At 66.8% G+C, this 21,535-nt stretch carries 19 protein-coding genes; 7 read left to right on the top strand and 12 right to left on the bottom strand.

The features are described 5' to 3' along the window. Window positions 1–22 precede the first annotated feature (22 nt). Window positions 23–880 carry an EamA family transporter gene (locus tag HWX03_RS04855; protein ID WP_175870443.1) on the bottom strand — a complete coding sequence of 286 codons (858 nt, stop codon included), beginning with the start codon at window positions 878–880 and terminating at the stop codon, window positions 23–25. Window positions 881–1,281: 401 nt separating this feature from the next. Between HWX03_RS04855 and HWX03_RS04850 the strand changes: the two genes are divergently transcribed. Together HWX03_RS04850 and HWX03_RS04845 are read left to right on the top strand one after the other, a co-directional pair. Continuing rightward, entirely contained in the window at window positions 1,282–2,955 is a 1,674-nt protein-coding gene (locus HWX03_RS04850; RefSeq protein ID WP_175870442.1) for an alkaline phosphatase family protein, read from the top strand. A gap of 94 nt (window positions 2,956–3,049) precedes the next feature. Further along, the gene (locus tag HWX03_RS04845; protein WP_175870441.1) at window positions 3,050–4,468 is read left to right on the top strand and encodes a cytochrome c peroxidase; all 1,419 of its coding nucleotides are present in this window, start codon (window positions 3,050–3,052) and stop codon (window positions 4,466–4,468) included. 46 nt (window positions 4,469–4,514) lie between these two features. Here the strand turns inward: HWX03_RS04845 and HWX03_RS04840 are convergent, their stop codons facing one another. The 6 genes from HWX03_RS04840 to HWX03_RS04815 all read right to left on the bottom strand — a co-directional run bounded on the left by HWX03_RS04840 (window position 4,515) and on the right by HWX03_RS04815 (window position 10,499). Continuing rightward, window positions 4,515–5,783, bottom strand: coding sequence for a glycosyltransferase (locus HWX03_RS04840; protein ID WP_244132572.1), 1,269 nt, complete (start codon window positions 5,781–5,783; stop codon window positions 4,515–4,517). 316 nt (window positions 5,784–6,099) lie between these two features. Next, complete coding sequence (locus HWX03_RS04835; RefSeq protein WP_175870440.1) at window positions 6,100–6,840, bottom strand: class I SAM-dependent methyltransferase; 741 nt, start codon at window positions 6,838–6,840, stop codon at window positions 6,100–6,102. 78 nt (window positions 6,841–6,918) lie between these two features. Beyond that, window positions 6,919–8,229 (bottom strand): FAD-binding oxidoreductase, encoded by a 1,311-nt coding sequence (locus HWX03_RS04830; RefSeq protein WP_175870439.1) that lies wholly within the window; start codon window positions 8,227–8,229, stop codon window positions 6,919–6,921. Next, complete coding sequence (locus HWX03_RS04825; RefSeq protein ID WP_060052682.1) at window positions 8,226–8,981, bottom strand: amino acid ABC transporter ATP-binding protein; 756 nt, start codon at window positions 8,979–8,981, stop codon at window positions 8,226–8,228. Before HWX03_RS04825 ends, HWX03_RS04830 begins: the two co-directional genes overlap by 4 nt. After that, entirely contained in the window at window positions 8,978–9,634 is a 657-nt protein-coding gene (locus tag HWX03_RS04820) for an amino acid ABC transporter permease (RefSeq protein ID WP_006482843.1), read from the bottom strand. The genes HWX03_RS04825 and HWX03_RS04820 overlap by 4 nt, the downstream gene beginning before the upstream one ends. Before the next feature lie 88 nt (window positions 9,635–9,722). After that, on the bottom strand, window positions 9,723–10,499 hold the full coding sequence (locus HWX03_RS04815; protein WP_175870438.1) for an ABC transporter substrate-binding protein: 777 nt from the start codon (window positions 10,497–10,499) through the stop codon (window positions 9,723–9,725). Window positions 10,500–10,658: 159 nt separating this feature from the next. Between HWX03_RS04815 and HWX03_RS04810 the strand changes: the two genes are divergently transcribed. After that, window positions 10,659–11,450: an IclR family transcriptional regulator gene (locus HWX03_RS04810; RefSeq protein ID WP_175870437.1), complete on the top strand. Its 792-nt coding sequence runs from the start codon at window positions 10,659–10,661 to the stop codon at window positions 11,448–11,450. A gap of 53 nt (window positions 11,451–11,503) precedes the next feature. On the opposite strand, the gene HWX03_RS04805 is transcribed toward HWX03_RS04810, so the two are convergent. Beyond that, a complete protein-coding gene (locus HWX03_RS04805; RefSeq protein ID WP_175870436.1) occupies window positions 11,504–11,956 on the bottom strand; it encodes a type VI secretion system amidase immunity protein Tai4 in 453 nt (150 codons plus the stop codon). 339 nt (window positions 11,957–12,295) lie between these two features. Here HWX03_RS04805 and HWX03_RS04800 point away from each other — a divergent pair, with 339 nt between their 5' ends. From HWX03_RS04800 to HWX03_RS04785, 4 genes are all read left to right on the top strand, one after another. After that, the gene (locus HWX03_RS04800; RefSeq protein ID WP_175870435.1) at window positions 12,296–13,006 is read left to right on the top strand and encodes a GntR family transcriptional regulator; all 711 of its coding nucleotides are present in this window, start codon (window positions 12,296–12,298) and stop codon (window positions 13,004–13,006) included. 73 nt (window positions 13,007–13,079) lie between these two features. Continuing rightward, on the top strand, window positions 13,080–13,886 hold the full coding sequence (locus HWX03_RS04795; RefSeq protein ID WP_175870434.1) for an SDR family oxidoreductase: 807 nt from the start codon (window positions 13,080–13,082) through the stop codon (window positions 13,884–13,886). A 35-nt stretch (window positions 13,887–13,921) separates the two neighbouring features. After that, on the top strand, window positions 13,922–14,854 hold the full coding sequence (locus HWX03_RS04790; RefSeq protein ID WP_175870433.1) for a 3-keto-5-aminohexanoate cleavage protein: 933 nt from the start codon (window positions 13,922–13,924) through the stop codon (window positions 14,852–14,854). A 223-nt stretch (window positions 14,855–15,077) separates the two neighbouring features. Next, complete coding sequence (locus HWX03_RS04785; RefSeq protein ID WP_175870432.1) at window positions 15,078–16,406, top strand: MFS transporter; 1,329 nt, start codon at window positions 15,078–15,080, stop codon at window positions 16,404–16,406. 64 nt (window positions 16,407–16,470) lie between these two features. Here the strand turns inward: HWX03_RS04785 and HWX03_RS04780 are convergent, their stop codons facing one another. From HWX03_RS04780 to HWX03_RS04765, 4 genes are all read right to left on the bottom strand, one after another. Next, the gene (locus HWX03_RS04780) at window positions 16,471–17,793 is read right to left on the bottom strand and encodes a TIGR00366 family protein (RefSeq protein ID WP_175823270.1); all 1,323 of its coding nucleotides are present in this window, start codon (window positions 17,791–17,793) and stop codon (window positions 16,471–16,473) included. 463 nt (window positions 17,794–18,256) lie between these two features. Further along, window positions 18,257–19,516, bottom strand: coding sequence for a type II toxin-antitoxin system HipA family toxin (locus HWX03_RS04775; RefSeq protein ID WP_175870431.1), 1,260 nt, complete (start codon window positions 19,514–19,516; stop codon window positions 18,257–18,259). Continuing rightward, on the bottom strand, window positions 19,513–19,824 hold the full coding sequence (locus tag HWX03_RS04770) for a helix-turn-helix transcriptional regulator (protein WP_338025138.1): 312 nt from the start codon (window positions 19,822–19,824) through the stop codon (window positions 19,513–19,515). The genes HWX03_RS04775 and HWX03_RS04770 overlap by 4 nt, the downstream gene beginning before the upstream one ends. Window positions 19,825–20,079: 255 nt before the next feature. Next, a complete protein-coding gene (locus HWX03_RS04765; protein WP_175870430.1) occupies window positions 20,080–21,414 on the bottom strand; it encodes a chloride channel protein in 1,335 nt (444 codons plus the stop codon). Window positions 21,415–21,535: the final 121 nt, after the last annotated feature.

The following is a 21,535-nucleotide window of genomic DNA, read 5'->3' as shown; positions in this document are numbered from 1 at the left end:
CCGGCGCGCTGGGCTAATGCGTTTAGCTCACCGCCTCGAACGCACTGATCAACAACGCCCCCGCCGCGATCACCGCGCAACCGGCCGCCCGCCGCGGCGTCAGCCGCTCGCCGAGATACACGCGCGCAATCAGCGCCGCGAACACCACGCTCGTTTCCCGCAGCGCCGACACCGGCCCCATCGGCGCGCGATCCATTGCCCAGATCACGATGCCGTACGCGAGCGCCGCGAACACGCCGCCGCATGCGGCCTTCGCCGTCTCGCCGACATCCTGCGTCAGCCGCAGCGGCCCCGCCCGCAGCCGGTAGTACGCGGCCATCATCGCGCCCGTCAGCACGAACATCCACGCGGTATAGCCGACCGTGCTGCTGCTCTCGCGCACACCGATCCCGTCGACCACGCTGTATGCCGCGATCGACACGCCGGTCGCGAACGCCGTTGGCAGCACCTGCATCATCCGGTGTTTCGCGCCGCGCCCGCGCTCCAGCCCGATCGCCATGATGCCCGCGCAGATCAGCACGAGCCCGCATTGCGCGCCGATATTCAGGCGTTCGCCCGCGAACGCCGCCGCGCCGAGCGTGACGAGCAGCGGCGCCGTGCCGCGCGCGACCGGGTAGGCGACGCTCAGGTCGCCGTGTTCGTACGCGCGGACGAGCAGCAGCGTATAGACGACGTGGATCACGGCCGACGCGACGACGCAGAGCCAGCTCGACGGCGTGATCGGCGCGGCAGCCGGCAGGAACAGCAGCGCGAACAGCCCGATCGCGATCTGCAGCACCGTGGCCGAGCGCAGCCGGTCGCCGCTGCTGCGCACCAGCGCATTCCATGACGCGTGCAGGAACGCCGCGCACAGAACGGCAAACAGAACGGGAATCGGCACGCTGAAACCTCCCTGACGGTCGAAAGTCGCGCGTTGCGCGGCAGGCGTTCATCGTATGAATGCGTCATCGGATTGTCAAAAAAGCGACGCACGGCGCGCCGTAAAAGATCCGGCCGGCTGCTCCCCGTCGCCCGCCAGGCACCGCGTGCGCCGCAATCAGCCCGCACGCCGCGGCATGTGACGCGGAGGTGGCACGCGGTCCGCCCCTTTCCGTTCTCTTTCGTATCGGGCTGCGCCGTAATGAAACCGATACCGCAGCGCAACCGTCGCGAAAACACTCCGTCCCCATATCTTCATACGCGGCTGTTCCAATGCGCGTGCTCCCTCACGAGCTCTGCGCCGAACCGACACGGCGACGGAGCCGTTCTCCACCATCGAAGACCTTACCCTGGAGTTTCCCGATGTTCCGTCAAGCCTTGCTCGTCACTGCCTGCGCAGCCGCAGCGCTGGCGCTGTTCGCCTGCGGCGGCAGCGACGATTCCACGCCGACGCCCGCCGTGTCGTCGCAGGATGCGCTGCAGACCGCCACGCCGATCAAGCACGTCGTCGTGATCTACGGCGAAAACATCTCGTTCGACCACTACTTCGGCACCTACCCGAACGCGACGAACCCGTCGGGCGAACCGGCGTTCGCCGCGAAATCCGGCACGCCGACGCCGAACGGCCTGACGGGCACGCTGCTCACCGCGAACCCGAACTTCACGAACACGGCCAACGGCGCCGACGCGGCGAACCCGTTCCGCCTCGACCGCACGCAGGCCGCGACCGCCGACCAGAACCACGCATACACGGCCGAACAGCAGGCCGAGGACAACGGCCTGGCGGACCTGTTCCCGAAGTACACGGGCAAGGGCTCGTCCGGCGGCGCCGGCGCGTTCGGCACGAAGGGCCAGGTGATGGGCTACTTCGACGGCAACACGGTGACCGCGCTGTGGAACTACGCGCAGCGCTTCGCGATGAGCGACAACACGTTCACGACGGTCTACGGCCCGTCGACGCCGGGCGCGCTGAACGTCGTGGCGGGGCAGACCAACGGGATGCAGATCGTCAAGACGTCGAAGCAGCCGTCGACGCTCGCCGCCAGCTCGTACTACATCAATGACGGCCAGGGCGGCTTCACGATGATCAACGACGTCGACCCGGGCTTCGACGTGTGTTCGAGCACGACCGATCAGGCGATGATGAGCGGCAAGAACATCGGCGACCTGCTGAACGGCGCGAAGATTACGTGGGGCGGCTTCATGGGCGGCTTCAACCTGTCGACGACGAACGGCAACGGCACGACGGGCTGCGCGCGCAGCACGGTCGCGACCGCCGTGAACGCCGCGACGGCCGACTACATCCCGCACCACAACTGGTTCCAGTACTACGCGTCGACCGCGAACCCGCAACACACGCGCCCGAGCTCGATCGCGGCGATCGGTTCGAGCGTCGAGACCGACGGCAAGACGGCCGAACCGGCGAACCACCAGTACGACACGGACGACTTCTTCGCCGCCGTGAAGGCCGGCAACTTCCCGTCGGTCAGCTACCTGAAGGCGCCGGCCGCGCAGGACGGGCACGCGGGCTATTCGGATCCGCTCGACGAGCAGGCATTCGTGACGAAGGTCGTCAACTTCCTGCAGCAGCAGCCGGACTGGCAGAACACGGCCGTGATCGTCACCTATGACGACTCGGACGGCTGGTACGACCACGTGTACACGGCGCCGACGCACGCGTCGTCGGACCCGGTCGACCAGGTCAACGGCGCCGGCAAGTGCGGCACGGGCGGCACCGCCGGCGTGAACGGCGCGACCGTGAACGGCCGCTGCGGCCCGGGCGTGCGCATTCCGCTGGTCGTGATCTCGCCGTATGCGAAGCAGAACTACGTCGATCACACGATGCTCGACCAGTCGTCCGTCGTGCGCTTCATCGAGGACAACTGGCTCGGCGGCCAGCGTATCGGCGGCGGTTCGTTCGATGCGACGGCGGGCGACCTGCGCAACCTGTTCGACTTCACGTCGAAGCCGAACACGACGCCGCTGTATCTCGACCCGACGCTCGGCACCGCATTGAGCGCTGCACCGGCGATCTGACCGTCACCGCCTGACCGCATGGCCGGCGCATCACGCGCCGGCCGTTTCCATTTAACGCGCCGCTTTGTGCGGCGCCCGTTTTTCGACCGACAGCATGACAGCTCGCCCTGCGTTTCCGTCTCCCGATGCCGCCGGCACGCCCGCGCCGCGTGCCCCTTCCCGCCTGCTGCGCCGTGCGGCGCTCGTGCTCGGCGCGGCCGTGATCGGCTATGGCGCGTTCGCGATCGCGTTTCCCGCGCAGGTGCCGGCGGCGATCGGCACCGTGGTCGCCGACTGGACCGGCGCGAACCCGCATCCGGTCGTGCTGCAGCGGCCTGCCGCGCAGCCGCTGTCGGCGGTCGCGCAGCTCGGGCGCGCGCTGTTCCACGATCCGTCGCTGTCGGCGTCGGGCAAGCAGTCGTGCGCGTCGTGTCACAGCCCCGACCATGCGTACGGCCCGCCGAACGCGCTCGACGTGCAGCCGGGCGGCCTCGCGATGACGCAGCAGGGCTATCGTCCGCCGCCGTCGCTGATGTATCTGTACCGCCAGCCGAATTTCAGCATCGGCCCCGATGCCGGCGAAAACGACGCCGCGCCGAGCGTCGCGCAGCAGGCCACGGCGGCGGCCGGCGTCGTCAAGGCGCAGAAGGTGGCCGGCACGTCGGCCGCACCGCAGCTCGTGCCGCAGGGCGGGATGTTCTGGGACGGCCGCGCCGATACGCTGCAGCAACAGGCGTTCGGCCCGCTGCTGAATCCGGTCGAGATGGCGAACGCGAGCGTCGGCGACGTCGCGCGCAAGCTCGCGCAATCGTCGCACCGCGCGCAACTGGAGCAATTGTTCGGCGCGCGCGTGTTTTCCACTCCGCAGCTCGCGGTGTCGGAGGCGATGTTCGCAATCGCGCGGTATCAGGTCGAGGATCCGTCGTTCCATCCGTACGACAGCAAGTACGACCGCTGGCTCGAAGGCCGCGCGCGCCTCACGCAGGCCGAACTGCGCGGGCTGCGCCTGTTCAACGATCCGGACAAGGCGAATTGCGCGGGCTGCCACCTGTCGAAACCCGGCAAGGACGGGCTGCCGCCGATGTTTACCGATTACCAGTACGAGGCGCTCGGCGCGCCGCGAAACCGCGCGCTCGCGCAGAACCGCAATCCGGCGTTCTACGATCTCGGCGTGTGCGGGCCGTTCCGCGACGACCTGAAGGACCAGACGCAGTATTGCGGGATGTTCCTGACGCCGACGCTGCGCAACGCGGCGACGCGCCAGGTGTTCTTCCACAACGGCGTGTTCCACACGCTCGACCAGGTGATGGCGTTCTACAACGAACGCAGCATCTCGCCGCAGAAGTTCTATTCGCGCGGCGCGGACGGCAAGGTCGACGAATACGACGACATCCCGCCGAAATATCGCGCGAACGTCGACGTGACCGACGCGCCGTTCGATCGCAAGCCCGGCGACAAGCCCGCGATGACGGCGCAGGACATCAAGGATATCGAAGCGTTCCTGAATACGCTTACCGACCAGCCGGCACGGTAAACGACACGCGCCGAAGCGGAGCGCGTCACCCCCAGGACATCGACCCTCAGCCGGCGCGCTGCATGCCCTCACCCGGTTGCGCCCGACGCCGGCTTGCGCGTTTCACGCGAATCGCCTCGATGCAGGCATCGAGGCGCCGGTTGCTTTCCGCAATGCCGAAGCATGTAGCCCGCTCGAACGCGCGGGCGGCAAGGTCGGCACGCAGTCTGCCGTCGGTCAGCAATTGCGCCATCGCTGCGGCCAACGCGTCGACATCACCGACTTCCACCAGCAATCCCGCGCGGCCGTGATCGAGAATCTCGCGCGGCCCTGTCGGGCAATCGGTCGATACGATTGCCTTGCCCAGTGCGAGAGCCTCGATCAGCACCATCGGCATCCCTTCGTTCTTCGAACTCAGCACCATGATCGACGCGCCTGCCATCAGCGGATGCGGGTTGTCCATTTGCCCCATGAAATGCACTCGCGCACCGATGCCGAGCTCGTCCGCGAGACGCATGAGCTCGTCGCGATAAGCGCCGTCGCCGGCCAGCACGAGATGCTCCGCCACGCCGCGCCGCGCGACGAGTTGCGCATACGCGCGCAGCAACGTGCGGTGATCTTTCTGGAGTTCATCGAGCCGTGCGACGGAAACGATGTAAGGCGCGTCGGTTGGCAACTCGGGACGCGTTGCAGTCGCGCGCTCACGAATGGCATCGATGTCAATGGCGTTGGGCAGGACGGTTACTTGCTGAAGCCGGTCACCGAACATCAGGTCGGCTTCGTCGCCCATCTGCGGGTTCAATGCGGCAATACTGTCGTAGCGGCCGTACTGGTCGAGGAGGCGGCGCACGCGCCGGCCCTGGCCGCCGAGCCGTGCGACGAAGCTGAAGTGGTTGACGCCGATCCAAGCCACACCGAATCGGCCGGCAATGCGCCGCAGCGACAAGTCGTAATCAACGATCACGTCTACGTCGCGCGCCAGTTCGGCAACGCGCCGCCCGATGTACGGACGCACCGCGAGCGCCCCGTGAAGGTCACGAGCAATCCGGCCCGCTTTGTCGAGCTTGCGTGCGTGACGGCGGTCCTGGAAATAGCGAAGCCACCGCGGACGCACCAGAATTTCAATCGGGATGTCATTCGGAATCAATGCACGAAAGCGTTGCGTCAGCATCGGCGATGCGTACGTAACCGACAATGTGGCCCTGAAACGCTTGCGATCGAGGATTCGCAGCCACTGGATCAGAGACGATTCGATCCCGCCGTTCCCGAAATCGGTTACATGAAACAGCACGCGAACACGCGTGTCCTCACCTTTGGTATAACCCGCTTCGGCCATGATTTCTATCGATGCAGCGTATGTGGTCTATTGTTGGAATATGCGCCTGATTCGGGCGCGGCCTTTATAACATAGGGTATCCCAATAGCCAAGCAGGGCCGGAGCGCAGCTGATTTTTCCCGATTGCCGGTATGAGGTGCGGGCCGCAGTCGCCGACTGCGAAGGCGTCCGCTGGCATGTCGCGCAAACGTCGGAGCACCTGACGCGCGGTTCGACCACCCACCGGGCAACAAGCGCGATGGGCGACGCAGGGTATCAAGGCTATTGAAGCGCCGAACGACGAGCCGCGATATTTGCAGATTGGCGCCGCGCCGCGTCAGCAGCGCGCGCGGATGCACAGGAAGGCCGGCGCCAGCGACAGCTCCGCATGGAGCCGTTCCGACACGGCTTTCATCTCCGGCAGCGGCGTCGGTTCGACGAAGCGGTCGAGCCGCCAGCCGCCGTCGGCGACCGCGTTCAGGATGTCGGCAAGCGGCCGCCGCCACGCTTCGACGTACGGCCGTGGTTCGCCGAACCCCGACCAGTGGAAACCGAAGCGGGACGTGTCGTAGTACGCACCGTCGCCGCGCGTGCGTTCGTCCATCCAGTCGCGCATCGGATGCGCCATCGAGAACACGAGCGTTCCGCCCGGACGCGCGACGCGCCGGAATTCGCGCAGTGTCGGCGCGAGATCGCGCACGTAGTCGAGCGCGAGCGAGCACAGCACCTTGTCGACCGACGCATCGGGCAACCACGCGAGCGGCGCCTCCAGGTCGCCTTCCCTGACGTCGACCGCCAGCCCCGCGCAGCGCATTCGCGCAAGCGCAACCATCTCCGGCGTCACGTCGAACGCATGCACGGTTGCGCCGTGGCCGACGAGATGCGCGCTGCAGATGCCGGGCCCGCAGCCGGCGTCGAGCACCGTCAGGCCGTCGACCTCGCCGAGCAGCGCCAGGGTTGCCGGACGCTCGTAGAGCGCGTTGTGCGCCTTCGTCGGCGCGATGTCCGCATAGCGTTGCGCGAAGCTCGCGTAAGCGCGGCGGCCGGGTGGTTCATTCGATTCGTTCGGTTCGGTCATGCGGCATCCGTCGGTCAGAACTGGGCAGGCCGATTCTGCCCGATTGGATAACGGATGGCGACTGCCGTCACGCCTGCGTCAGGACAGGCTGTCGAGCAACCGATACCACGCGACGCCGGCCGCGATGTAGAAGCGCTGCAGCCCGTGCAACGGAATGGGCCGGATCGGCGTGACCCGGAACGGCAGCGGCAGTTGCGCATCGCCCGACAGATGCGCGGCCAGATGCTTGCCGAGCGTCGTCGCCATCGCGATGCCGCGCCCGTTGTAGCCGAGCGCGATCGTCACGCCCGGCGCGGGCTCGTGCACGTGCGGCAGGAAATCCGCGGTGATCGCGACGCGCCCCGCCCAGCGGTATTCGAACCGGACGCCCTTCAGTTGCGGATACAGCAGCGTCGTCGCGCGTTCGAGATGGCGCCAGTCGCTCGGCGCGCGCGGTTCGGCGAACGGGCCGCGGCCGCCCATCAGCAGGCGCCCGGCCGCGTCACGGCGGAAGTACAGCAGCAGGCGCCGCGCATCCGACGCGACCTCGCCGCCGGCGAGGATGTCGCGACCGAGCGCCGGCGCAAGCGGTTCCGTCGCGACGATGAAACTGTTCGCGGCGATCACCGATTGACGCAAGCCGGGCCACAGTCCGTCCGTGTAGCCGTTGGTCGCGATCACGACGCGCTCCGCCGACAGTGTCGCGCCGCCGGACGTCGCGATCCGCCAGCGGCCGTCGGCGCGCGTCAGCCCGACGGCGCGGGTCAACCCGTGCACGACCGCCTCGCTCGCCTGCGCGGCGCGCACGAGGCCGCGCGTATAGCTGAGCGGCTGCACGCTGCCCGCGCGGCGATCGATCCAGCCGCCCGCATACGCGTGCGTGCCGAGCCGCCGCGCGACGTCGTCGCGGTCGAGCACGTCGACCGGCGCGCCGCGCGCGGCCCATTGCTGCGCACGGCGGGCGACCGTGTCGAGCATCGCGGCGGTCGGCGCCGGCTGGATCCAGCCCTCGCGACGCGCATCGCAGTCGATCGCGTGCCGCGCGATCAGGTCGAATACCGTGTCGGCCGCGCCGCCGACGATGCCGGCAAGCTGCTCGCCGGTTTCGTCGCCGAACCGGCGGACCAGTTCGTCGGGGTCGTATTTCAGGCCGGGAATCACCTGCCCGCCGTTGCGGCCCGATGCGCCCCAGCCCGGCTGCGCGCCGTCGATCACGCGGACGTTCACGCCGCGTTCGGCCAGGTGCAGTGCGGTCGACAGGCCCGTGAAGCCGGCGCCGACGATCGCCACGTCGCACGACACGGACGCGTCGAGCGCGGGCGTATCGGGCGCCGGCACGGCGGTCGCCGCCCACAGTGAATCCGGCCACGGCGAGTCGGGCCATCCGGGTGCCGCGTTCGTTGCGCTCATGTTCGATCCGGGTGGTCGGCGCCGTCCGACGCCAGCAGGCGGCGCAGGAATTCCTGCGTGCGGGGATGGGTCGGTTGCGTGAGCACGTCGCGCGCCGGTCCGCTTTCGCAGATCGTGCCGTCGTGCAGGAAGCACACGCGATCGGCCACCTCGCGGGCGAATGCCATTTCGTGCGTGACGACCACCATGGTCATCCCGTCGCGCGCGAGCCCGCGCATCACGCCGAGCACTTCGCCGACGAGTTCAGGGTCGAGCGCCGACGTCGGCTCGTCGAACAGGATCGCCTGCGGCTCCATCGCGAGCGCGCGTGCGATCGCGACGCGCTGCTGCTGCCCGCCCGACAGCTCGGACGGATACGCATTCATCCGGTGCGAGAGCCCGACCTTGTCGAGCAGCGCGCGGGCCTGCTCGCGCGCCTGCGCGGCCGGCATGCGCCGCACGTGCACCGGCCCTTCCATCACGTTCTCGAGCGCCGTGCGGTGCGCGAACAGGTTGAAGCGCTGGAACACCATGCCGACCCGCATCCGCAACTCGTGGATCCGCTTCGAATGCGCGTCGACCTTCACGCCGTCGATCGTGATCGCCCCTTCGTCGTAGGTCTCGAAGCCGTTGATACAGCGCAGCACGGTCGACTTGCCGGAACCGGACGGCCCGATCAGGCATACGACTTCACCCTGCTGCACGTCGAGGCTCACGCCCTTCAGCACCGCGTGCTGCTGGAACCGCTTGTGTATCGAATCGATCCGGATCATGCGCCTCTCCTCAGGGCGAGCCGCTTGCCGAGCCGGTTCACGCCGAACATCAGCGGCAGGCCGAGCGCGAGATACAGCAGCGCGACAAGCGTGTAGACGCTCATGTTCTGGAACGTCGACGACGCGATCAGCTGGCCGGCGCGCGTGATTTCCGCGACCGTGATCGTCGACGCGACCGACGAATCCTTCAGCAGCATCACGAGCGTGTTGCCGTACGGCGGCAGCGCGATGCGGAACGCCTGCGGCAGCACCACGCGCCGCATGATCATCGGGCCGCGCATGCCGATCGCGTGCGCGGCTTCGATCTGGCCGCGGTCGATCGCCTCGATGCCCGCGCGGAAGTTCTCGGCCTGATACGCCGAATACGCGATGCCGAGGCCGAGCACGCCGGCCTGGAACGCCGACAGTTGCACGCCGAGATCGGGCAGCACGAAGTACATGTAGAACAGCTGCACGATGATCGGCAGCCCGCGGATCACGTTGACGATCGTGCTGCCGGCCGTCGATACCGCACGATTGCGCGACACCTTCAGCAACGCGAGGATCAGCCCGAGTACCGAGCTGAGCACGAACGCGCATGCGGTGATCTCGATCGTGACCACCGCGCCCTTCAGCAGGATCGGCAGGAAATCGATCGCGTTCTGGAAAAACATGAGGTCTCCTATGCGACGCGCGGACGGCGTGCCGCGGTGGATGCCCGCGACGCGCGGGCGATACCGGTCGGGAATCGCGCGCCGACGCTCAGCTCATGTGCCACTTCTGCAGGATCTGCTGCAGCGTGCCGTCGCCCTTCATCTTGCGGATCGCGCCGTTGAGCTGTTCGAGCGTCGCGGTGTCGCCCTTGCGCACGATGAAGCAGACCTGCCCCTTCACGACGCTCTGGTATTCGGGCACGAGCCGCACTTGGCGATTGACGCCGTGCTCGATCTGGTACGCGACGATCGGCTGATCGGCGAAGCCGGCCTTGATGCGCCCGAGCGAGACGTCGCGCATGATGTCGGCGATCGAATCGTAGGTCCGCACTTCCTTGAAGATGCCCTTCTTGTTGAGCGCGTCGACGAAGGCCGTGCCGACCTGCGCGCCGACCACCTGATCCTTGAAATCGTCCATCGACGTATAGCGGCCGGGGTCGTCGGCCTTCACGATCAGGCCTTCGCCGAACGTGTAGACGGTGTCGGAGAAATCGACGACCTGCTGGCGCGCGGGCGTCTTCAGCATCGCGGCCGAGATGATGTCGATCTTCTGCGTGGTGAGCGACGGGATCAGCGCCGAGAACACGGTCTGCTGCACGTCGACGCGAAACCCGGCGGACTTCCCGGCCGCCGTGATCGCATCGACCATCATCCCCTGGATCGAATTGCTCTTGACGTCGAGAAACGTGAACGGCACGCCGGTGGCTGTCGCACCGACCTTCAGCGTGGGCTCGGCCGCAACGGCGCCCGCCGATGCCGTGGAAAGCGCGATACAGGTGGCGAAACCGGCGGCCAGTGCGCCGAACCGCTTGATGAACGAAACCATGATGTCTCCTTCTCGAATAACCCGGTGCGCCGGCCGGCCGCTGATCGACACTGCGACGATGACCCGATCTTAAAACGAATCAAAAACATCGCAAATAGATTTTTGTGTATCGATATTCGATACGCTATGATGCGATATCGAATCGATCACGCCCTCGCCATGGAAACGTCGCCTGACCAAGCAAACGATCTGCTGTTCAACCAGTCGCTGGAAAAAGGGCTCAACGTGCTGCGCGCGTTCAGCGCGAAGCGGCGCACGATGACGCTGGCGGAAGTGGCCGACGCGGCGGGGATGACGAAAAGCTCCGCGCAGCGGATGGTCTATACGCTCGAGAAGCTCGGCTACATCCGCAAGCATCCGGTCACGCGGCGTTATCAGCTCACGCCGCACGTGATGCGGATCGGCTTCAACTATCTCGCGGCCGATACGTTGATCGACGTCGCGAATCCGTTCCTGTCCGAGCTCACGAACCTGACCGGCGAAACCACCAATCTGACCGAGCCGGACGAGGACGAAATGGTGTACGTCGCGCGTTTCGTGTCGACGAAGTTCGTGCCGATCCACATGCCGATCGGCAGCCGTATCCCGATGTACTGCACCGGCTCCGGCCGCGCGTTCCTGAGCGCGTTGCCGCCGAACGACGCGCGTGTGCGGCTCGACGACATGGTGCGCACGCCGCATACGCCGCGCACGGTCACGGCGCTCGACGATCTCGTCGCGCTGCTCGACAGTGCGCGACGCGAAGGCTACGCGACCAACCAGGAAGAACTGTTCATCGGCGACATGTCGATCGCGGCGCCCGTGCTCGGCAGCCAGGGGCAGCCGGTCGCGGCCGTGCACGTGGTCGCACCGACGAGCCGCTGGACGTTCGACGACGCGCGCCGCAAGCTCGCGCCGGCGGTGATCGACTGCGCGCGCGGCATCAGCAATTCGATCCGGACGCTGGAATAGCGTCGCGAAACGGCATACGGCGCGCCGTTGCATGGCGCAACGGCGTTTGATCGCTACTGCGGCTTCGGCGAATGCTCGGCGCGATAGTTACGGCTCGGGCGCAATACGAGTTGCTTCGCTGCAGCGTCCAGTTCCTTGCCGTGATACAGATCGATGCACTTCAGGAAGTCGAACTTCACATCCTTGACTTCAGATTCGACAACCGGATTTCGATAGTCGCGGGCCAGATACTTCGCGACCAGCGCGTGAATGACGTCCGGTGCACGCTCCATGTCGTAGTAGGTCCAGTCGCGCAACGCACTGGTACTGCTGCCGATATCCTTGCTTACGCCGGCCTCCTGCTTGTAAGCGGTAGCCAGGCAGTCGGCCAGCACCATGTCCTTGAAGTTCTGGATGTAAGGCCGTGAACCGGCCTCGGGCGAGGTTTGTGCGGTGTCCTTCGCCACAACCATCGCCGGCTGAAGCGCGATGCACGCCAACGCGGCAGCGATCCAGACTCCCCTCATGACAGGCTCCAAAAATTTGCGCGATCGGTACGATACCGCGCGCCCGGTTCGTTAAAGTAACAATGGTCGTAACACGTCCGCCCATTGAACAGCGTGGCGTGGCCCTGCGCATCGAGGGCGCATGCTCGCCTCCGTCGCCGTCCCCATCCGTGCCGCGAGAATCGAATCAAATCCCCGACCTGGAAAAGTATTGCCGACTGTCGCCGCCAGCCTCTTCGCCTACCCGCCCCCTCGTTTTCCCCGATCCCGTTCGACTTGACTCGGCTCCCCCGATCGTCAAAACTTCGCACATCGTCAGTGTGATCACAGATCGCAGATCAAACCCAGGAGAACCCCGCCTTGCCGCCTCGTATCGTCCCGCCCGCACTGAAAGCCATCGAACAGGAAACGATGGCCGACAAGGTCTACCAGCAACTGCGCGAAGCGCTGATGAGCGGCCGCTTCGCGCCTGGCCAGGCGCTGAGCCTGCGCAGCGTCGCCGAGGCGGTCGGCTCGTCGACGATGCCCGTGCGTGCCGCGCTCACGCGGCTGCGTGCCGAACGCGCGCTGGTCGACGGCCCGAATCGGGCGCTCGTCGTCCCGCCGATGACGCTCGACATGCTCGACGAACTGCGTGACGTGCGCATTGCCCTCGAAGGCTGCATCGCCGAGCGCGCGTGCGGCCGGATGACCGACGCGCAGATCGCGGCCGTGCGCAAGACCTGCGAGACGATGCAGGCGCATGTCGAGGCCGGCCGCTCGCGCGCCTACCTGCAAAGCAACTTTGCGTTCCACAGCGCGATCTACGCGCACGGCGCCAGCGAAAACACGCTCGCGATCGTCGAGAACCTGTGGATGCGCGTCGGCCCGTTCCTCAACATGGTCGCGCTCGACATCCCGCACATGCGGCGTTCGATGGATGCGCACCGCGCGATCGTCGATGCGCTCGAACGGCGCGACGGCGCGGGCGTGCGGGCCGGCATCGCGCTCGACATCGGCGGCGCCGCGCACGATCTCGCCGAGACGCTGCGGGCCGAACAGACACCGCGGACCGTGAACGCGAAGCCGTAGCGGCCGCTTGCCACGGCCGCCCGAAACGCGAGCGGCCGCCATCCCACTAGATCAACGATGGAGACAACCCGGCATGACAGCTTCCGACCTGCTGAAACCCTATGACGGCCTGCGCGTCCTCGTGACGGGCGGCGCGTCGGGCATCGGTCTCGAAATCGCCGACGCGTTCGCCGAATGCGGCGCGCGCGTGCACGTGTGCGACGCGTCGCAAGCCGCGATCGCGGCACTCGCCGACCGGCCGCCGCGCGCCGCGGCCGGCGCGATCAGTGCGACGCTGGCCGACGTATCCGACCCGGCCGCCGTCGAGCGCGTGTTCGCCGACATCTCGTCCACGCTCGGCGGCCTCGACGTGCTGGTCAACAACGCGGGCATCGCCGGCCCGACCGGCGGCATCGACGAAATCGATCCCGTGCAGTGGGAACAAACCGTCGCGATCAACCTGAACGCGCAATTCCAGTTCGCGCGCCGCGCGGTGCCGCTGCTGCGCGAGTCGACACACGGCGGCGCGATCATTGCGTTGTCGTCGGTCGCCGGCCGGCTCGGCTACGCGTTCCGCACGCCGTATGCGGCCACCAAATGGGCGGTGGTCGGCCTCGTGAAGAGCCTCGCGATCGAACTCGGGCCGCTCGGCATCCGCGTGAACGCGATCCAGCCCGGCATCGTGCGCGGCCCGCGGATGCGCCGGGTGATCGACGCGCGCGCGCAGCAGCTCGGCATCGGCTACGACGAAATGGAGCAGCGCTATCTCGAGAAGATCTCGCTGCGGCGCATGACCGATCCGGCCGAGATCGCCGCGACCGCGCTGTTCCTGTGCTCGCCGGGCGGGCACGGGATCACCGGGCAGGCGATCTCCGTCTGCGGCAACGTCGAAGTGCTCTGACGCCTCCTGCATCGCTCATCGAAAGGAATCCATCCGTGGCAAACGCTCGCAAAGTCATCATCACCTGTGCGCCGACCGGCGCGATCCATACGCCGTCGATGTCGCCGTACCTGCCTGTCACGCCGCACGAAATCGAAACGGCCGCGGTGGCGGCCGCGCAGGCCGGCGCGGCGATCCTCCACCTGCACGCACGCAACCCGTCCGACGGCAAACCGACGCAGGATCCGGCCGTGTTCGCCGAATTCCTGCCGCGCATCAAGGCGCAGACCGACGCTGTGATCAACCTCACGTCGGGCGGCAGCCCGCACATGACGGTCGACGAACGGCTGCAGCCCGCGCTGCATTTCCAGCCCGAGGTCGCTTCGTTGAACATGGGGTCGATGAACTTCGGGCTGTACCCGATGCTCGAGCGCTTCCGCGAGCTGAAGCATCCGTGGGAGCGCGAACATCTCGAGAAAAGCCGCGATCTCGTGTTCAAGAACACGTTCGCCGACATCGAGACGATCCTCACGCGTTGCGGCGCGAACGGCACGCGGTTCGAATTCGAGTGCTACGACATCTCGCACCTGTACAACCTCGCGCACTTCGTCGATCGCGGGCTCGCGAAGCCGCCGTTCTTCGTGCAAAGCGTGTTCGGCCTGCTCGGCGGGATCGGCGCGCATCCGGAGGACCTGATGCACATGCGCCGCACGGCCGACCGCCTGTTCGGCAGCGATTACGTGTGGTCGATCCTCGGCGCGGGGCGCAACCAGATTCCGCTCGCGACGATCGGCGCCGCGCAAGGTGCGCACGTGCGCGTCGGGCTCGAGGATTCGCTGTGGATCGCGCCCGGCCAGCTCGCGGAATCGAGTGCCGCGCAAGTCCTGAAAATGCGTCAGGTGCTCGAAGGCCTGTCGCTCGAGATCGCGACGCCGGCCGAGGTGCGCGCGATGCTCGCACTCAAGGGCGGCGACGCGGTGAACTTCTGAGCGCCGGGTCGCCACCCCCACACCCGCATCCGCAAGCGCAGTGACACGGCGCCGGCCCGAGCCGGCCGGCGCCAGGACGCCCTTCATCGCCCCGCTCCGTTCGAGCGCCGCCGGCGCGGCTCCGTCGACTGCCCATCCGCTGCGTGCACCGCAGCGGCATCTGCCGAACGCGGCGCGCCGTGCTTGCCGTGCGCGCCGGTTCGCCCTTACCGGAGTCGTCCGCATGTCCACTCATCACGCTCAGGCCCTGTCGTCCGCCGCCGGCGACGCGAACGCGTCGCTGAACCGGCTGCTGTTCCGCAAACTCATGCCGCTGCTGATCGCCGCGTATGTGATCAGCTTTCTCGACCGCACCAACATCGCGTTCGCCAAACATTCGATGGGCGTCGATCTCGGCATTTCATCGGCCGCGTACGGGCTCGGCGCGGGGCTGTTCTTTCTTACCTACGCGCTCTTCGAAATCCCGAGCAACCTGATCATGCATCGCGTCGGGGCGCGCTTCTGGATCACGCGGATCATGATCACGTGGGGCGCGCTGTCGGTCGCGATGGCGTTCGTCAGCGGCGAGACGTCGTTCTACGTGATGCGCCTGCTGCTCGGCGTGGCCGAAGCCGGCCTGTTTCCCGGCGTGATGTTGTATTTGACGTACTGGTTCAGCCGCGAGGAGCGTGCGCGCGCCACCGGCTATTTCCTGCTCGGCGTGTGCATCGCCAACATCGTCGGCGGGCCGCTGGCCGGCGCGCTGATCGAGCTCGACGGCACGCTCGGTTTCCATGGCTGGCAATGGCTGTTCGTCGTCGAAGGCATTCCGGCGATCCTGCTCGCGTTCGTCGTATGGACGCGATTGCCGGACCGGCCGAGCGCCGCGCCGTGGCTCGCCCCTGAAACCGGCCGCGCGCTCGAGCGCAAGCTGGCCGCCGAACAGGACGCGGGCGTCGCCGCGCACGGCGGCCATGCATTCGGCGTGGCACTACGCGATCCGCAGATCTGGCTCGCGATTTTCGTGTACTTCTGCCACCAGTTGACCATCTATACGGTGATCTTCTTCCTGCCCGGCATCATCGGCGCATCGGGGCGCCTGTCGCCGTTCGCGGTCGGGTTGCTGACGTCGCTGCCCTGGCTCGCCGCCGCGCTCGGGGCCGGGACGCTGCCGCGCTTCGCACGCGAGTCGCATCACTCGCGCCGGATGCTGTGTGCGGGGCTGGTGGTCATGGCGGCCGGGATGATCGGCGCCGCGCATGCGTCGCCGTTGGCGGGGCTGCTCTGCGTGTGCGTGGCCGCGTCGATGTTCTTCGTCGTGCAGTCGATCGTGTTCACGTTTCCGGCGTCGCGGCTCGCGGGTAGCGCACTGGCCGGCGGGCTCGGGCTCGTGAATACGTGCGGGTTGCTCGGCGGCTTCGTCGGGCCGACCGTCGTCGGCGCGATCGAACAGGCGACCGGCAATGCGAAGAACGGGCTGACGCTGCTGGCGGCCGCGCTCGTCGTCGCGGCGTTCGCGAGCCTCGCGTTGCGTCACGGGCATGAACGCGCCGACGTGCGGTCGCGCGGCTGAAGGCAGGCTGGAATCAAGCTGGCGAGATGCGGGCTCCACCGCGCCCGCATCTCGCCTCGCTTCGTCAGAACAGATACATCCCCGCGACGAACACGACGCCCGAGAACAGCAGCGTCGTCACGCAATACCCCATGATGTCGCGCACGCCGAGCCCCGCGATCGCCAGCGCGGGCAGCGCCCAGAACGGCTGCGCCATGTTGGTCCACGCCTCGCCGTACGCGATCGCCATCGCGGCCTTGCCGAGATCGGCGCCGAGCGCCTGCGCGGCCGGCATCACGAACGGGCCCTGCACGACCCAGTGGCCGCCGCCCGACGGCACCGCGAAATTGATCACGGCCGAACTGAGGAACGCGAGCAGCGGGAACGTGTGCACGTTCGCGATATCGACGAACCACTTCGTGATCACGCCCGCGAGCCCCGAGTGATCCATCAGCGCCTGGATGCCCGCGTAGAACGGGAACTGGATCATGATCCCCGACGCGCCGCGCGCCGCGCCGGCCACCGCGCGCGCATAGGCCATCGGCGTCCGGTGCAGCAGGATGCCGGCCGCGAGGAATGCGAGGTTCACCGTGTCGATGTCGAGCGCGAAGCCCTTCTGCGCGAAACGCAGCACGAGGAACGCCGCGCACAGCGCCGCGACGACGACCGACAGCGCACGGCTCTCTTCCAGCCGCTCCGCGAAGGTCGCATCGGGCCCGAGCTGGCGCTCGACGCTTGGCGGCTCCGCGAGCAGCGCCGGATCGACGCTGACGACGTCGCCCGGCTTCGGCATCATCATCCGCGCGAGAAACGGCAGCATCACGATCAGCCCGATCGTGATGAACGCGTTGTAGCCGGTGAAGATCGTGTCGGACACCGGAATCAGCCCGATGGTCTTTTCCATCGGATTGCCCTTCGTCGCCGCGACGAGCGGAACCGAACCCGACAGCCCGCCGTGCCAGCTCAGGAAGCCCATGTAGGCGGACGCGACGAGCAGCCGGTAGTCGCTGCCGGCCACGCGGCGCGCCACTTCGCGGGCCAGCATCGCGCCGAGCACGAGGCCGAAGCCCCAGTTGATCGCGCAGGCCAGCGCGCCGACGAATGCGACGAGCATCACGCCCTGCCCGGGCGTGCGCGCGGTGCTCGCGAGCGCGACGAGCAGGCGCCGGACGGGCGGCGAACTCGCGAGCGCATGGCCGGTGACGAGAATCATGACCATCTGCATCGAGAACGCGAGCAGGTTCCAGAAGCCGGAACCCCACATCGTCGTGAGCTGCACGGGCGTGGTCGGCGTGAGGCCGAATGCGAGCGCGAACGTGACGATCGTCAGCAGGATCGCGAAAATCAACGGGTCGGGCAACACGCGGTGAACCACCTGCGTGAAAAAGCGGGAAATGCGCTGGATCAACTTGAGCTCCTCGTTTCCTGATAGGGACATCCGCGCGTATGGTTGTTGGTTGAGGCGCGGAAACGCGCGGATTCTTGCACAGAACCACATGATTTGCTTCGATGTGGCGCCTGCATTTGTCCGGATGGATCCGATCTCCACTCTGCGCGGGCTACTCCGTAGCCCGGTCAGTGAGAGCGTAGCCGCGACGACCCGCGAACAAATTCAAGGGGTCTACCCAGCATTGCGGGGGTACAAGGGCTATCCGGAGACCGCGCTTTGCTTGCGCCTGATCGTCCTAACGGCTTGTCGTCCCGGCGCGGCTGCGGATGCTGGGTGGGACGAACTCAACGATGAGGGCGCGGTATGACGCCCCGCTGCCAAGAGCCGGTCCCATCATGCATGTGCGATACCGTGAGCCGACGAACGCCCGTCTCGCCGATTCTCTTTCGGCAACCCCTGCCCCATAGGGCGTGAACACGCCCTAGCGCAGCAGCGCAACGTTCTCGTCGATTCGACGCTGAATGTCCGTCAGGGTGTCTTCTGTGATGATCCCCTCGTAGCGGCGCTTCGCAATGGCCGAGAACTGGCTGGCCACTCCGCACATTCCGTCGATCATGTCGCCGGCAGCGGCTGCGGAAAGCTCCGCTTCCTTTGCCAGTCCGAGCAATGCCGCCCGGTCGATCCGCAGCGCCTCGCCCATGACGTCCATTTGGTGGTAACCGCCCGGCCCCTCGCAGAATGTCACGTCGTAGGCCGGCGCGAGTTTCCACTGGCCGGATCGCGACATGACGTATGCGAAGTTTTTCGGATGATCGTCGCGATTGTTGAACGCGACATTGAAGACAGCCCGTTCAAACGCCCGCGCCTTCTCGCGTACGTCGTTGGTGCACATGTGAGTCGCGCGCAAGAAGTTCACGTAGTCCAGCGCACCCGGCGTTTTGTAATCGGCACCGGTAAACGCGGCAACGCTTTGCATGGGCACGCGCAGACCGTCCCGTCGATCGAAACGCCTGGACGCAAATGCCGCCATTCCGTCAGGCAAATTGAAATGCAGCGTGTCCGGGGTCTCGATGCCGCACATGCGCAAGCACTCGGCGTAGACCATTTCGATCGCGCACACCTCGGGATGCTCTTGCCGGGCCGGGAACTTGACCAACCATGCTTCAGAACCCGCCACCGCGGCCGTGGTAAAAACGCCGGACTGCGGATCACGATACACCAGGGCCTTCGGCCTGGCACCTTGCGGAGAGCCGCCCACCTGCAGCAGTTGATGAAGGAATTCGCCGCCCTCACCATTGAGGACTTCCTGTACCTCGGCCGCGAGCCGGTCGAGAGGAATATCCGGCTGCGGTGCCTGGATCTCGAGCGCGACCGGCTCGAACGACAAGGCGCCCATTGCGTGGTTGCCAATGTAAGCCAACCGCTCCAGCGGCCCGATGCGTGCCGCGTTGAGACCGCGGCGTTTGAACAAGCGGTCCATGAGCAACATGCCCCATCCGTCGGGCAGCGCGTCATAGACTGGGCCGGGCAATCCCAGTTGGTGGGACGGGAAGTCCTTGCGCAGCCTCGCCCCATGCAATGGGAGCGCATAAGACGACAGTTCCAGCCCCCTCTTGCGCGCGTCATCGCCATATTCGAATACGATCAACGGGCGCCCCGTGATCGCCGTCGTCGAAACCATCGATCCCCACAGCCAGTGCTCCCCCCAGCCGTCGTAGTAGACATCGATCCGCTCGATCATTTCTGGTTGCCCCTCTTGACGCGCTGACGTTTGGCACTTTTTTCATACCGGTGAACGTCTTCCAGGCTATCGAGCTTCGGCAGGAACAATCCTTCGAGTTCCTTGCTTCGTCCCAGGACCATGGCTACACGAACTACCGTCTCGAGGCTCACATTGCGTCCGGCTTCCAGATTGGACACGGTATTGGAACCGACGCCGGCACGCGCGGCTACGTCGCTCTGCGTCAGTTGCAACGCCAGCCGCTCCGTGCGAAGCCTCGCGCAAAGCAGGGTGACGATTTCATCGGGCTTGCGAAAACTTAATTCCAACATAGTGGGTCTTCCCGCGCTCTATCTCTCGTAACTCACAATATTATAGAGTTATAGAAGAGATGCACTCAGGAAATATAATTCCCGTATATTGGGCCTTATGACGCGATTTCCCCGGATAATCCACTCCGAGACGGAATTGATGCGTCAGCGATGCATGCTCTTCCCGTACCCACGAGACGCCCTCCAGATACGCCACATCGTGGATGGATCACAGCGCGCATCGATGCGTATACGGGCCCTGGCGTGAGCCCGCTAGCGAGCAACCGCCTCCGGCGTGCTGACGGCTGCGATCGCTGTCGCTCGCCGCTCCGCCAGCTTCTGCGCAAGCCGATACGCCACAAGCGACCCCGCCACGGCCAGCAGCATCGGCACGAGGCTGTCGTGATTCGCACGCGTGAATTCGAGCAGCAGCACGACGGCCGTGATCGGCATCTGCATCGACGCGGCGAGAAACGCGGTCGCGCCGATCAGCGCGCATCCGCCGAGCGATGCACCCGGCCACACGACGCTCCACAATCCGCCGAGCACGACCCCGAGCAGCGCGCCGTTCGCGAGACCCGGCGTCAGCAGCCCGCCTTCCGCGCCGGCCCGCAGGCTGCCGGCCTCGATCAGCACCTTCAGCACGAGCAGCGCCGCCGCGAGGCCGATCGTCAGCGTGCCGTCGAAACCCAGCGACGCCGGGCCCTTGCCGTTGCCGAGCAGTTGCGGAAACCACATCGCGAGCACGCCGATCACCGCGAAGTTGAGCAGCGCGAACACCGGCAATCGCCAGTCCTTCGGCGCGTTCGCCCGCGCGCGGGTCGTGAGCCGCACGAAACCGTACGCGGCGAAGCCGAACAGCGGCCCGCAGACGATCGACCATGCGACCAGCGGCGTGCTCAGCACGAACGCCGGCACCGTGTACTGGTGTTCGTTGCCGAGGCCGACCCACGCGACGATCGCCGCGATCGCGGACGTCACGACCGCCACGATCAGCGCACGCAATTCGAACGTGCCGAGCAGCACCTCGAGCACGAAGATCGCGCCGCCGAGCGGCACGTTGTAGACGGCCGCGAGCCCCGCGCCTGCGCCGCACGCGACCATCAGCCGGCAGTCGTCGGGCGTGAGTCGCGCCGCATGGGCAAGCCGCCCGGCGAGCAGCGAGCCGATCTCGCGCGGCGCGACTTCACGGCCGAGCGGCGAGCCGAGCGCGACGGTGACGATCTGCAGCAACGCATGAACCGTCGTGCTGACGAACGGCATCCGCGGATCCGCCGCGCGTACCGCGCGGCGGATGCTGACGAGCGGCTGGCCATACCGGTAAAGCGCCCACCAGCCGCCGCCGGCGACGATCCCGCAGACGGCCAGCACCGCCAACCGGCGCAGCGGCTCAGCCCCGGTCACGCCACTGAGGAAGCTCTCGGACCCGATCACGTGCGCGAAGCTGTAGCCGTACGCGATGTGCTGGATCGCATGCAGCAGCAACGCGAGCAGCATGCCGCCGAGCCCCGCGCCGATGCCGGTCAGGACCGTGACGACGGCCATGCGCGCGAACGGGCTGGCGGGCGGCGAGGAAGAAGCGGGAGCGGATGGAAGATCGAGGCGCATGGGGTCGGCGAACGAGGATCGAAAGGACGGCGCGCAAAGTGCACGCCGTCGTCAGGACCGCATCGTAGGCCCGCCCCGCTCATGAGACAAACGTATTTTTCGAATTGACTCATGCATTTTG

It is taken from the genome of Burkholderia sp. BCC0397 (assembly GCF_902832865.1).
Lineage (GTDB): Bacteria > Pseudomonadota > Gammaproteobacteria > Burkholderiales > Burkholderiaceae > Burkholderia.
This window is presented reverse-complemented; position numbering and strand designations above follow the sequence as displayed.

What these genes read in the sequence shown, in the direction of transcription:
- HWX03_RS04810 (WP_175870437.1), top strand. Translation starts at nt 10,659, where the DNA reads ATGGAAACGTCGCCTGACCAAGCAAACGATCTGCTGTTCAACCAGTCG.
- HWX03_RS04835 (WP_175870440.1), bottom strand. Translation starts at nt 6,840, where the DNA reads ATGACCGAACCGAACGAATCGAATGAACCACCCGGCCGCCGCGCTTAC.
- HWX03_RS04845 (WP_175870441.1), top strand. Translation starts at nt 3,050, where the DNA reads ATGACAGCTCGCCCTGCGTTTCCGTCTCCCGATGCCGCCGGCACGCCC.
- HWX03_RS04815 (WP_175870438.1), bottom strand. Translation starts at nt 10,499, where the DNA reads ATGGTTTCGTTCATCAAGCGGTTCGGCGCACTGGCCGCCGGTTTCGCC.
- HWX03_RS04850 (WP_175870442.1), top strand. Translation starts at nt 1,282, where the DNA reads ATGTTCCGTCAAGCCTTGCTCGTCACTGCCTGCGCAGCCGCAGCGCTG.
- HWX03_RS04825 (WP_060052682.1), bottom strand. Translation starts at nt 8,981, where the DNA reads ATGATCCGGATCGATTCGATACACAAGCGGTTCCAGCAGCACGCGGTG.
- HWX03_RS04820 (WP_006482843.1), bottom strand. Translation starts at nt 9,634, where the DNA reads ATGTTTTTCCAGAACGCGATCGATTTCCTGCCGATCCTGCTGAAGGGC.
- HWX03_RS04765 (WP_175870430.1), bottom strand. Translation starts at nt 21,414, where the DNA reads ATGCGCCTCGATCTTCCATCCGCTCCCGCTTCTTCCTCGCCGCCCGCC.
- HWX03_RS04840 (WP_244132572.1), bottom strand. Translation starts at nt 5,783, where the DNA reads ATGGCCGAAGCGGGTTATACCAAAGGTGAGGACACGCGTGTTCGCGTG.
- HWX03_RS04795 (WP_175870434.1), top strand. Translation starts at nt 13,080, where the DNA reads ATGACAGCTTCCGACCTGCTGAAACCCTATGACGGCCTGCGCGTCCTC.
- HWX03_RS04775 (WP_175870431.1), bottom strand. Translation starts at nt 19,516, where the DNA reads ATGATCGAGCGGATCGATGTCTACTACGACGGCTGGGGGGAGCACTGG.
- HWX03_RS04805 (WP_175870436.1), bottom strand. Translation starts at nt 11,956, where the DNA reads ATGAGGGGAGTCTGGATCGCTGCCGCGTTGGCGTGCATCGCGCTTCAG.
- HWX03_RS04785 (WP_175870432.1), top strand. Translation starts at nt 15,078, where the DNA reads ATGTCCACTCATCACGCTCAGGCCCTGTCGTCCGCCGCCGGCGACGCG.
- HWX03_RS04830 (WP_175870439.1), bottom strand. Translation starts at nt 8,229, where the DNA reads ATGAGCGCAACGAACGCGGCACCCGGATGGCCCGACTCGCCGTGGCCG.